General features: G+C 35.8%; 9 protein-coding genes. 2 read left to right on the forward strand and 7 right to left on the reverse strand.

Going from position 1 to position 12,929, the window contains the following annotated elements; translation table 11 throughout:
• Positions 1 to 149 precede the first annotated feature (149 nt).
• The 4 genes from ACUN3A_RS12030 to ACUN3A_RS12045 all read right to left on the reverse strand — a co-directional run bounded on the left by ACUN3A_RS12030 (position 150) and on the right by ACUN3A_RS12045 (position 6,896).
• On the reverse strand, positions 150 to 2,297 hold the full coding sequence (locus ACUN3A_RS12030; RefSeq protein ID WP_445551531.1) for a rhamnogalacturonan lyase family protein: 2,148 nt from the start codon (positions 2,295 to 2,297) through the stop codon (positions 150 to 152).
• 219 nt (positions 2,298 to 2,516) lie between these two features.
• Complete coding sequence (locus ACUN3A_RS12035; RefSeq protein WP_445551532.1) at positions 2,517 to 4,376, reverse strand: rhamnogalacturonan lyase; 1,860 nt, start codon at positions 4,374 to 4,376, stop codon at positions 2,517 to 2,519.
• Between the two features lie 190 nt (positions 4,377 to 4,566).
• Positions 4,567 to 5,772: a pyridoxal phosphate-dependent aminotransferase gene (locus tag ACUN3A_RS12040; protein ID WP_445551533.1), complete on the reverse strand. Its 1,206-nt coding sequence runs from the start codon at positions 5,770 to 5,772 to the stop codon at positions 4,567 to 4,569.
• A 32-nt stretch (positions 5,773 to 5,804) separates the two neighbouring features.
• Positions 5,805 to 6,896, reverse strand: a complete 1,092-nt coding sequence (locus ACUN3A_RS12045) for a fatty acid desaturase family protein (RefSeq protein WP_445551534.1) — start codon at positions 6,894 to 6,896, stop codon at positions 5,805 to 5,807.
• A gap of 107 nt (positions 6,897 to 7,003) precedes the next feature.
• Here ACUN3A_RS12045 and rsmG point away from each other — a divergent pair, with 107 nt between their 5' ends.
• Both rsmG and ACUN3A_RS12055 read left to right on the forward strand, forming a co-directional pair.
• Positions 7,004 to 7,633: a 16S rRNA (guanine(527)-N(7))-methyltransferase RsmG gene (gene rsmG / locus ACUN3A_RS12050; protein WP_445551535.1), complete on the forward strand. Its 630-nt coding sequence runs from the start codon at positions 7,004 to 7,006 to the stop codon at positions 7,631 to 7,633.
• A gap of 47 nt (positions 7,634 to 7,680) precedes the next feature.
• Complete coding sequence (locus tag ACUN3A_RS12055; protein WP_445551536.1) at positions 7,681 to 8,355, forward strand: DUF2490 domain-containing protein; 675 nt, start codon at positions 7,681 to 7,683, stop codon at positions 8,353 to 8,355.
• Positions 8,356 to 8,446: 91 nt separating this feature from the next.
• Here ACUN3A_RS12055 and ACUN3A_RS12060 read toward each other — a convergent pair whose 3' ends face one another.
• From ACUN3A_RS12060 to apaG, 3 genes are all read right to left on the reverse strand, one after another.
• Positions 8,447 to 10,534, reverse strand: a complete 2,088-nt coding sequence (locus ACUN3A_RS12060; RefSeq protein ID WP_445551537.1) for a M43 family zinc metalloprotease — start codon at positions 10,532 to 10,534, stop codon at positions 8,447 to 8,449.
• 280 nt (positions 10,535 to 10,814) lie between these two features.
• On the reverse strand, positions 10,815 to 12,440 hold the full coding sequence (gene pruA, locus ACUN3A_RS12065; protein WP_445551538.1) for an L-glutamate gamma-semialdehyde dehydrogenase: 1,626 nt from the start codon (positions 12,438 to 12,440) through the stop codon (positions 10,815 to 10,817).
• A 97-nt stretch (positions 12,441 to 12,537) separates the two neighbouring features.
• Positions 12,538 to 12,924: a Co2+/Mg2+ efflux protein ApaG gene (gene apaG, locus ACUN3A_RS12070; RefSeq protein ID WP_445551539.1), complete on the reverse strand. Its 387-nt coding sequence runs from the start codon at positions 12,922 to 12,924 to the stop codon at positions 12,538 to 12,540.
• Positions 12,925 to 12,929: the final 5 nt, after the last annotated feature.

The following is a 12,929-nucleotide window of genomic DNA, read 5'->3' on the forward strand; positions in this document are numbered from 1 at the left end:
TTTTTGGGTTAGGGATAGATGTGGAAATCCTTTTGTTTTTTTCTTTAAAAAACAAAAGATTGCAACGGATAGCCCGACCGTAGGGAACCCCATAAAAAAAGCCTCAAGTAAAAATGTTGAGGCTCTTGATGGTGATATTAATAGTGGTTTTAATCTTTTATCAATCTTACTGTTGAGGTTCCTTTTTCGGATTTGATACTAATTATATATACTCCTGATGAAGCTGCGATTTCGGATACTTCTACTTGGTTTTCACCTTTCCCTTTAGCGATTTCCTTCCCTATAATATTGTGAATAGTATAAGTGAATTTGCCTTTTGCAGCGATAGTGAAAGTTTGGTTTGCAGGATTTGGATATACAACAGCATTTGCCGAAGGGACTTCTTTTGAATAGTCATTGGTTGCTAGTTTGTTTATATCTGTAGTAACAATGTTTGGTTGTGTTTGTGCTGCCATATCCACTCCTAAATAAAAACCTGGATGTGGCGGTTGATTGTAAGCTGAATTTTGCCAGGCAATAGCGACTCTATATTGCGTATCGTGCATCAGAGTATATAATTTATTAGTGGTAGGGATGTTAGTTGAGTAAATTCTAATAGAAGTATTATCGTCTTTTCGGAAGATAACTTCTTCTCTCCAATCTCCAAAGAGGTCAGCACTTAAGCAAGGGGTCGATTTGGTGGTGTTGTTAGATGAATACCCAGTTGCAGTTAACATATTGCTGGTTTTGCCATTCATGTAATCCCATTTGTCTATTTTGTTTGAATCCAATAATTCTCTATTCAAATCAGCATCCCACCAAATTGAAAAATTCTGCGTAGGTTTTTTATTGCTGATAAGGTTTCCTTTGCAATCCATTAAATAATTTACACCACCTGAACTTCCAAAACATTCGTAACCTTTGTAGCGAGGGTCAATATCTGCAGCATTGCAACGACCTATATCTGCGTTTGCAGGTATTCCCCATAGTGTTGCTCCTGTTTTAGCATCTAAAAATACTAAACCATTAGTTTTGTATTTGGCTGGTTCTTCCAAGCATTGCCAGATTTCCATTCCAGGACGATCAGGATCCATGTCACTCATGTGTAAAGCGTCTCCGTGACCTAAGGTATTAGCGTATAATTTTGTGCCATCATCATTGATCCCTGAAGAGCCGTTAAAGATTTCGTCTTTACCATCTCCATCTACGTCTCCCACTGTCATTTGGTGGTTTCCCATTCCTGCGTAAGCTGAATTTCCAGAAGTAGTACTGTCAAAAATCCATCGTTGAGAGAGAGTGTTGTTTCTCCAATCCCAAGCCACGCGAACTAGTCTGGTGTAGTAGCCACGCCCCATCACCAAGCTTGGTTTAGATCCGTCAAGATAAGCCACCGCAGCAACAAAACGTTCCGAACGGCCTCCATAACTATCACCCCAAGAGGATACTGTTCCACGTGCTGGCAGATAATCAGTAGTTGCCATTGCTTTTCCTGTTAGTCCGTTAAAAACCGTTAAAAATTCAGGACCCGATATCACAGCACCATAAGTGCTTGTTGTGGTTTTACTACCACTTGTGTTTCTATAATCTGCATTAGCGTCGCCAATAACTGTCCCAGCTCCATCTATGGTTCCGTCAGCTGTTCTGCAGGCCATTTCTGCTTTTCCATCAGAATCTAAATCATACACCATAAATTGAGTATAATGTGCTCCGGCACGAATGTTTCTTCCTAAATCGATTCTCCAAAGAAAGGTTCCGTCTAATCGATAACAATCTATATATACATTTCCTGTAAAACCTGGTTGAGAGTTGTCTTTTGAATTAGACGGATCCCATTTTACAAATATTTCATATTGTCCATCACCATCAACGTCTCCTATACTACAATCGTTTACATTATAGGTATAAATCTCTCCGTCTCGATTAGTTCCGCCAGCTGGTATCTGCATGGCGATGTCTAAATATTGATTTGCCCATACAGTAGCAGTCTCTGAAGCGGGTTCTTCAACTCCATTGATAATGGCACGGACTGTATAAGTTCCATTGGTAGCGATGGTGTGTGTAAAATTGGTTGTAGTTGTAAAAGGACTTTCTGGAACTTTTACGTCATCGCAATATAAATTATAACTTACATCAGTTGGTTCAGTTCCTAACATTCGCCAGCCAATATAGACTTGATTTGTATTTAAACGCATTGCAACAAGACCACGATTGAGTTTTTCTACAGTGCGTTGTGCAGTTATTTGGTTAGATATTCCAAATAAAAACAGAAGTAAAATAGCTGTTTTTCTGAGGAAATTGGCTTTGATTTTTTTGTTCATAATGCTTTGGTTGAGTAGGTTAGCTAATAATTGTGAAAAATACACAAAATAAATAGTTAATAATAATAAATTGTGATTATTTTTCTTATTTTTATTTTTTTTAAGTTAAAAAAATGAACAATGTTGTTATTTGTTGGTTTGCTGTATTGATAAAAAAAAGCCCCAAGAAAAATCTTGAAGCTTTTGATTACGAAAAACTAAAGTTGATTATTGCGTCTTTTATTTTTTACCTGCTACAACTACATTTGGTTTTGTTTGCGGCGCCATGTCAACTCCTAAATAGAAACTTGGATGTGGTGGTTGATTATAGGCAGAGTTTTGCCATGCTATTGCTACTCTATATTGAGTGTCGTGCATTAAAGTGTATAATTTATGAGTAGTAGGGATAGTAGTCGTGTAAATTCTAATGGAAGTATTATCAGATTTACGGAATATAACTTCTTCACGCCAGTCTCCAAAAAGGTCGGCACTCAGACAAGGCGTTGATTTAGTTCCATTGTTTGATGAATATCCTGTGGCTGTTAGCAAATTGACGCTTTTTGCATTGCTATAATCCCATTTGTCGATTCTATTTGAATTTAACAATTCTCGGTTTAAATCACCATCCCACCAAATAGCGAAATTCATGGAAGGTTTTGAAGTCCCGATTTCATTTCCTTTACAATCATATAAATTTCCTTTGGCTCCCCAACATTCATATCCTTTATAACGAGGATCTATATCGGCAGCAAGGCCACGGCCTACGTCTTTTCCTTCTCCGCTAGCACCCCATAATGGTTTTCCTGTTTTTGCATCTCTAAATTCAAGACCGTAGTCTCCATAACTTCTAGGGCTTTCATGACATTGCCATACTTCTTGTCCAGGACGGTCAGGGTCCATGTCGGTCATGTGTAAAGAATCTCCATGGCCTAAGCCGTTAGCATATAATAGCGTGCCATTATCGTCAATTGTGCTGGCGCCATTACAGACTTCATCTTTGCCATCGCCGTCAACATCACCTACTGTCATTTGATGATTACCTTGCCCAGCAGCACTGGAATTCGCAGAATCGTTACTGTCAAAAATCCATCTTTGTGTGAGTTTATTGTTTCGCCAGTCCCAAGCTACTCGCACAAGTCTTGTATAATAACCACGACCCATTACTAAGCTAGGTTTTTCGCCATCAAGATAAGCAACGGCTGCAATAAAACGATCTACTCTATTTCCATATCGGTCTCCCCACGTTCCTATGTCTTCCCCACGTGATGGTAAATAGTCGGCTGTTGCCATTGCTTTACCGGTTTCTCCATTGAAAACAGTTAAGAACTCAGGGCCTGATAGAATATATCCGTATTCATTTCTGTAATCTGCGGTAGCTGAGCCAATAACTGTTCCTGTTCCGTCTATGGTTCCATCGGCGGTTTTACAGGCGATTTCGGCTTTACCATCCGAGTCTAAATCATAAACCATAAATTGGGTGTAATGAGCACCAGCTCTAATGTTTTTACCCAAGTCAATTCTCCAAAGGCGAGTGCCGTCTAAACGGTAGCAATCAATAAATACATTTCCTGTATACCCTTTATGCGAGTTATCATGTGAGTTGGATGGATCCCATTTGACAAAAATTTCGTATTGACCATCGCCATCTACATCGCCCACGCTGCAGTCATTTACGTTGTAGGTATAAGCTACATTATCCGGAGTAATTCCACCATCTGGTATTTGCATCGGAATATCTAAATATTGATCGGCCCAAACAGTGGCAGTCTCTGAAACAGGTTCTTCGACTCCATTAATGATGGCACGGACAGTATAAGCTCCGTTGGTAGTGATGTCATGTGTAAAATTGGTGCTTGTCGCAAAAGGACTTTCGGTGACCTTTTTTCCATTAAAGTACAAATTATAAGTTGTATTTATTGGATCGGTTCCTAGCATTCTCCAGTCAATATAGACTTGATTAGTGTTTAGTCGAATGGCAACTAGTCCACGATTAAGTTTTTCAACAGTATGCTGAGCAGTTACTTGAGTGGTTATTCCAAATAGTAAGAGCAATAAGAGAATTGTTTTTTTGAAAAACTTGGTTTGTAAATTTTGGTTCATAATTAATAGAAAGGTTGATTAGAATTGGATAAAAATATATATAAAAACGAGTTCTACTATCCTGTACCATGAGGTGTGATTTTTTAATGATAGTTTTTTTGTACTTAAGGGTGTACTCAGATAAAAAAAAATCCGGATTTCAAGCGGTAGGCCTGAAATCCGGAATTTTTAAAATTTAAAGAAAATTATATTAAGCAGTAACTTCAGTATATGAAACTGCTTCTTTGATTCTTTTTAATGCTTCTTTTAAGATGTCTTCGCTAGTTGCGTAAGAGAAACGGATACAATCTGGGTTTCCAAAAGCATCACCAGTTACAGTTGCTACGTTTGCTTCACCTAAAAGATACATAGAGAAATCATTTGCATCTTTGATAAGAGTTCCTTTTAATGTTTTTCCAAAGAAAGAAGAAACGTCTGGGAATACATAAAATGCTCCTTCTGGAACGTTGATTTTGATTCCTGGAATTTCTTTCAATAATCCAACAACTAAATCTCTACGGCTATGGAAAGCCTGAACCATGTGATTCAATACAGATGGATCAGCATCTACAGCAGTAATTGTTGCACGTTGTGCTACAGAATTTGCTCCTGAAGTTACTTGACCTTGAATTTTAGTACACGCTTTTGCGATAAATTCAGGTGCTCCGATGTATCCAATTCTGTATCCTGTCATTGCAAACGCTTTTGCTACTCCATTTACAGTAATTGTTTTTTCTAACATTCCTGGGATAGAACCAATACTACAGAAAGTTCCTGAGAAATTGATGTGCTCATAGATTTCGTCAGCAACTACATATACGTTTGGATATTTTTCTAATACTTTAGCCAAAGCTGTTAATTCTTCTCTGCTGTATACAGATCCAGATGGATTACAAGGAGAAGAAAACCACATCATTTTTGTTTTTGGCGTGATAGCTGCTTCTAATTGTTCTGGAGTGATTTTAAAATCAGTATCTACAGAAGTTGGAACTTCTACAGGAACTCCTCCTGATAATTTTACGATTTCAAAATATGAAACCCAGTAAGGTGCAGGTAAGATAACTTCGTCACCGTCGTTTAACATTACTTGGGCTATGTTGTATAATGATTGTTTTGCCCCTGTTGAAACTACGATTTGTGATGGTTTGTAATCTAATCCGTTGTCTCTTTTGAATTTTCTGCAAATAGCCTCTTTTAAATCAACATATCCGTCAACTGGAGAATACGTACTGTAGTTGTCATCAATCGCTTTTTTAGCAGCTTCTTTGATGAAATCTGGAGTATTAAAATCTGGTTCTCCTAAGCTTAAACTGATAATGTCTTTTCCTTGTGCTTTTAATTCTCTTGCCAATGCAGCCATCGCTAATGTTTGTGATGTAGCTAAATTGTTAATTCTGTCTGAAAGTGGATTGCTCATTAAAATGTAAATTTTTAGTTTTTTGTTAATTATTAAAGAGCTGGTTCTAGCCCCAGCGTTTTTAAATGTTTGAAATGTGCCACAACTGCAGCTGACATTGTTTTGTATTCGTAATACGGTAATTGGCATTCTTTTGCCGTTTCTTTTACAATTTTTGCAATTTTTCCATAATGTACGTGGCTAATATGTGGAAAAATATGGTGCTCAATTTGGTGGTTTAATCCTCCTGTGTACCAGTTTACAATTTTGTTTTTTGGAGCAAAATTTACTGTGGTAAATAATTGGTGAATAGCCCAAGTGTTTTCCATTTCGCCAGTTTCATTTGGTTGTGGATTGGCAGCTTCATCTACTACGTGTGCCAATTGGAATACAATACTCAAGATTAATCCAGCGGTATAGTGCATTACAAAAAATCCAACCAAAACTTTCCACCAAGTGATTCCAATAATCATTGGTAAAGCCATCCAAATAGCTAAATAAATGATTTTAGTGATGATTAGAGTGGTCCAAAGTACTTTTGGGCTTTTAGGTTCACCATAAGATAATTTTCTTTTGATGTAATTTCTCATTTGCTTAAAATCAGTAGTAATCGCCCAATTAAAAGTTAGTAAACCATATAGAAATACAGCATAATATTGTTGAAATCTATGAAATTTATGCCATTCTGCTTCTTTAGAAAAACGCATAATTCTACCTGCTTCTAAGTCTTCGTCATGCCCAATTATATTGGTGTAGGTATGGTGTAATACGTTGTGTTGTACTTGCCAGTTGTGAACGTTTCCTGCTAAAACATAAATGGTACCTCCCATGAATTTATTAACCCAGCTTTTGGTAGAATAGGATCCGTGATTTGCATCGTGCATTACGTTCATACCAATTCCAGCCATTCCAATTCCCATAACGATAGTCAACAGTAGATGAACCCAAAAAGGCATGTCTAAAGTAAGTATCAAAAAATAGGGTACAAGAAAAACTGTAAAAAGAATTACGGTCTTTAAATGGATTTTCCAGTTACCTGTTTTCTCGATATTATTTTCTTTGAAATAGTTATTCACACGAGAATTAAGTGTCCTGAAAAATTTTAAACTGTCCTGCTTTGCAAATGTTGGTGCGGTATTACTCATATAATTTTTTGAATGTTTGCAAAGGTAACCAATATAAATTTTCAACATACAATATTGAGTTAAATATTTCTAAGCTAAAAGCAGTACTTTTGTTAAAAATTAATAAGATGGATGAGATTTTAAAGTATTTTCCTAAACTGTCTGATATTCAGATAGAACAGTTTAAAAAACTGGATTTTTTATACCATGATTGGAATGAAAAAATCAATGTTATTTCTAGAAAAGATATTGACTCTTTGTATACCAAACACATATTGCATTCTTTGGCTATTGCCAAAGTAAATAAATTTGAACCAGGAACTTATGTTTTGGATGTAGGTACAGGAGGAGGATTTCCAGGTATTCCTCTAGCAATTCTTTTTCCAGAAACTCGTTTTTATTTAATTGATGTGATTGCTAAGAAAATAAAGGTGGTACAAGCGGTTGCCGAAGCTTTGGAATTAAAAAATGTAAAAGCAGAGCAACTTCGTGCCGAAAATGTAAAAGGTGATTTTGATTTTATTGTGAGTCGTGCGGTAACCAATATGCCAGACTTCGTTTCTTGGGTAAAAACAAAAATAAAGAAACAACACAAACATGAATTGAAAAATGGTATTCTTTATCTAAAAGGCGGAGATTTAACCGAAGAATTAAAAGATTTTCCAAGAGCTACTGAATATAATATTGCAGATTTTTTTGAAGATGAATTCTTTGAAACTAAAAAAGTGGTGCATTTGCCATTGAAATTTGTGGTTTAATAAGTCCTAAAGTTGAAAGTCCTAAAGTCAAAGAAAAAATAAATTAAATGATAAATAGGTTAAAATCATTTTGTTTTTTGTTGGTGTTTTTTACGTTTGCCAATGGAAATGCACAAGATTCAGAAGTAGGGAACTGGTTTATATATTTTGGAAATCAAAAAATAAATAATCGATGGAATTTTCACAATGAGGTGCAATATCGAAACTATAATTTTGTTGGAGATTTACAACAACTGCTTTTAAGAACTGGGATTGGATATAATTTATCCGAAAACAATAATAATATATTGCTAGGATATGCTTTTGTTTATTCTGAACCTTATATATCAGGAACAGATGATAAGTCTAAAACGGATGAGCATAGAATTTTTGAGCAGTTCATCACTAAACAACAATTTGGAAGAGTAAATATTCAGCACAGATACCGTTTTGAACAACGATTTATTGAAGATGATTATAAGATGCGTTTGCGGTATTTTCTTTCTTTGAATGTTCCAATCAATAAAAAAGAGATGGATAAAAATGCAATATATGCTTCGGCTTATAATGAAATTTTTATCAATACCGAAGCTAGTTATTTTGACAGAGACCGTATTTATGGCGGTGTCGGATACTGTTTTAATAAAAGCTTAAAAATGGAAGTAGGTGTAATGTCACAAATCTTATCCAACTCGAGTAGAACCCAATTTCAAATTATGTTTTTTAATAGTTTGCCTTTTTAGTTTTTGAATATTTAATAAAATGGTAATGTCCTCAAAAACAAAAAACACAGCCCAACGGCTGCGTTTTTTTGTTTTTGAGGACATAATTCAATTATTTTTTCAAAATTTTGAAAGTTGAATTTCCATTGTTGGTGAAAAGGGTAATGATGTACATTCCTCTTTCTAATTTTGTGAGATTTATCTCTTTGGTTGAAGCGTTAAAATTGGCGTCAGTGTATTTTTCAGTATGCACCAATTGCCCAAATAAATTGTGTACTTCGATTTTTTTGATCTCCGTTTTGTAATCGATGTTTAAGATGTCGCTAACCGGATTTGGATAGAAAAATCTTTCTTGTTCTGCTTTTTCAGTTGTGTCAATTCCTAAAGTTGTCCCTGGAGCATCCACAATATAAATTCCAAAATCTTTGGTGTCGCCAATAAAGAATGTACTAATTCCGTTGATCATATTGTTGGTGATGTTCGCATCAGCATTTCCTGCAACTCTCATTCGTAATAGCGTATTTTTTACAGCATTTGATGGCAGCGAAATATTTGTTATTAAATTAGTAGGGGAGGAAGCGGTAGGAATGTTTCCTGAAGTTATTTTTTCACTTTCTTCAAAGATATTATTGTTGTTATAGTCAATATACACGGCATAGTATTCTTGGAATTGGCTACTTGATTTTACGGTGATTGTCAACGGATAAGTTTCGCCAGTTGTTAATACCGTTTTATCGCTAAGTGAATAGTCTGAATAAGGTGAATTAATAGATATGTTGGTGTATTTTGAAATAGCATTTAAATTCACGTAGCTAATAGTGTAACCAAAATTAGCAGCGTTTTGTGAGGTAGTTTTACTTGAAGGAGCTATAGTTAGATTAGCAACATGAATCAGGTTTGTTGTTGTAATAGAGCCTGTGCCAAGAGAATTGGTAACAGTGTGCTTTACTGTATAGTCGCCGGGAACGGTAAAAGTAAAAGTTGGATTTTGTTCCGTTGAAGTCAGGATTGTCGTTCCATTAGTAAGAGTCCAGCTAAAAGTCATTCCAGCCCAATTATCACCTGTCAAATAGGTGTTGGGAACTCCTTTGGAGGTGTCTGAAAATGCTATAGATTCTCCTGTAGTTATAAGTGTTGCTGTTGCAGGAGTGAAGTTGGCAACAGGAGTGCTTACAGGGACTAATTTATTATTATTGTTTGTTGGTAAAAAAGAACTTCTTAAACTAGTTAATGCTGTTCTCATCCTTGTTTTTTGGTCGTTGGTAAACATGTTTCGGCAACTGCTGTATGAATAGCTCAAGTAGTTTTTTATGAAAAGCTCGTTTGATGATCCACCATCGCAGGAATTTGTTCCTGTAATTGAACAATCGTTTACATCTCTTTGGTGTGGCGCCGTGTCGTTACAATAATCGCCATTGCCTGTAGGGCAAATTGGAAGCGAATTAGAATCACGGTCTCCTTCGAAAGTGTGGTATAAGCCTAAAGCATGACCCAGTTCGTGGGTTTCGGTCGTGCTGTTTAAATCTTTGAAACAATTACTCAAAATTATAGCACCATCCAAAGCATCGCCATGCATTGGTGCTAAATAAGCATATCCCTGCGTTCCTGCACCTCCTTCATTATTGTCAATTTCGCTAACTAACCAAATATTATAATACAAATGCTGATCCCATGCAATAAGTTGTTTTAGCTCAGAATCATTTATGCCTGCTGTATTAGAGGCATTGACTCCGTTGCTCATATATGCAGAATTTGAGGACATGTTGTAACGGTTAATGCCATTTGTTGATTGTCCGGAAGGACTTCTAACAGCTAGGGCAAATTCGATTTCGGTATCTACACCTGCTCCATCTCCTCTTTTACCGCTAATTTTTCGGTATTCTTCATTCAGAATTTTGATTTTGGCATAAATTTGTTCGTCAGTGATATTGGTGCCTGTTCCTAATGCTTCCCCTTTGTGCATAATGTGTACGACTACGGGGATAACGTATGTTGTGGCTGCAGTTTTTGCTGTTAATTTATTTTTTTTAACTGTTTCTTCAAATTGTGCCTTTTTTGCAAGCAAGCCAGGATTTGATGCTAGTATTTTTGCATTTAACGCATCACTTGCGCAGCTTTCAGGAATGTTGCTTTTTTCTTGTGCGGATAGTTTGTTGGTTATTAAGGTAATAAGAATGAACAATAGTAGTTTTTTCGCCATGGTTTTTTTTAATATTTAGGAAATATTTTGCAAAAATACATGTTCTTTTTCTAAAAGTTAGGTTTTTACTTAATTAACTAAGTTTATTATTATTTTATATTTTTTTGAATTTAGCATCCAATGGAGAAGACCGAAAAAATGGATAGTCGGATACATGTTAAATGGCCAGTTTTTCTGCTTTCAAAAAAGAATCGAATTAAGGTTTGTAAACAAAAAAGCCGATTCTAAATTTTAGAATCGGCTTTCTGTTTGTATGGTTTTTAAGATTTTCTTTGAAAAATTATCCCAAAAACGGATATCTGTAATCGACTGGAGTTACAAATGTCTCTTTTATAGTTCTTGGAGATGCCCAACGCAATAAGTTCAATGCAGAACCAGCTTTGTCATTAGTTCCAGAAGCTCTTGCTCCACCAAATGGCTGCATTCCTACGATAGCCCCAGTTGGTTTGTCATTTATGTAGAAGTTTCCAGCAGCGTTTTGTAAAGTTGTTGTAGCCTCTTCAATTGCATAACGGTCTTGGCTGAAAACAGCTCCAGTTAAAGCGTATTCAGAAGTAGAATCTACTAATTTCAATGTTTCAGGCCATTTCTCGTCTTCGTAAATATAAATTGTCATAACCGGTCCGAATAATTCGGTTTCCATTGTAGTATAGTGTGGGTTTGTTGTTACGATAATAGTTGGTTCTATAAAGTAACCAACAGATTTGTCGTAATTTCCTCCAACGATAATTTCAGCATCAGCATCTTTTTTAGCTTGATCAATAAAACTAGCCAATTTGTCAAAAGATCCTTCATGAATCACTGCGGTAATGAAGTTTCCAAAATCTTCTGGAGAACCCATCTTCATTGATTTTATATCGGTAATCAATTGTTCTTTAATTGCAGGCCATAAACTTTGAGGAATATAAGCTCTTGAAGCGGCAGAACATTTTTGCCCTTGAAATTCAAATGCGCCACGTACAATTCCAGTAGCAACTTGTTTTGGATTGGCACTTGGGTGAGCAATGATAAAATCTTTACCACCAGTTTCTCCAACTATTCTTGGGTATGTTTTATAGTGATGAATGTTAGTTCCAATTTTTGCCCAAATATCTTTAAATACATGTGTTGATCCTGTAAAATGGATTCCAGCGAAATCGCGGCTTGCCAAAACAGTATCAGTAATCATTAAAGCGTCTCCGAAAACTACGTTGATAACTCCGTCAGGAACTCCCGCTTCTTTGAAAACATCGATAATGATTTTTGCAGAAAAAACTTGACTATCACTTGGTTTCCAAATTACAACATTACCCATCATAGCAGCACTTGCAGGCAAGTTGGCTGCAATAGCAGTAAAGTTGAATGGAGTTACCGCATAAACGAAACCTTCAAGCGGTCTGTATTCTAAACGGTTCCACATATCTGATGCTGATTTAGGCTGGTCTGCATAAATTTGAGTCATAAATTCTACGTTGAAACGTAAAAAATCGATCAATTCGCAAGCTGCATCAATTTCGGCTTGGTGAATATTTTTGGATTGCGCAATCATGGTTGCGGCATTTATTTTTGCTCTGTAAGGACCAGCAATTAATTCGGCAGCTTTAAGAAAAATGGCAGCTCTCTGTTCCCAAGCCATGTTTGCCCAAGCAGCTCTGGATTCTAATGCATTGGCAATGGCTTTTTCAATATGTGATTTTTCAGCTAAATGATACGTTCCAACGATATGTTTATGATCGTGTGGCGCTGACATATTTTTGGTATTTCCGGTTCTAATTTCTTCGTTTCCTATATATAATGGGACGTCGATTTTTGAATTCCACATTGTTTTGTAAGCCGATAAAACTGAAGCTTTTTCTGGAGAATTAGGAGCGTAACTTTTTACAGGTTCGTTTACCGCTTTGGGTACATTAAAAAATCCTTTTAACATGTCTTTTATAATTAATTAGTAAGCAATTATATAATTTGATGCAAAAGTACAAAGGAATGATTTAAATCATGCTAAAAATGTCATAATTAAAGTCAAATTAATTTAATGCGAAAGGAGCGCACATTTTAAAAGTAGGGACAATTACTCTAAAAGATTTGGTAGTAGTAAAGTTAATCATGTTGAAATATCCTTTCATAGCTCCATAAGGAGATGATAACAAACAGCCAGAACTATAAGTGTGTCGTTCGCCTGGTTTTAAAACTGGTTTTTTACCAATTACACCTTCTCCGTCTACATATTCTAAATCATTTAAAGAATCATGAATCTCCCAATGACGAGAAGTCAATTGAACAGAATCTTTACTGTGGTTTTCGATGGTGATTTCATAACTAAAGGCAAAATGAATCTTGTAGTTTTTGAAGTATGTTCCTTCAAAACTAGTCAATACCGAAATTTTAATGCCTCTTGTTATTTGTGAAACCATGTTAA

Source organism: Flavobacterium sp. WC2509 (assembly GCF_052683105.1).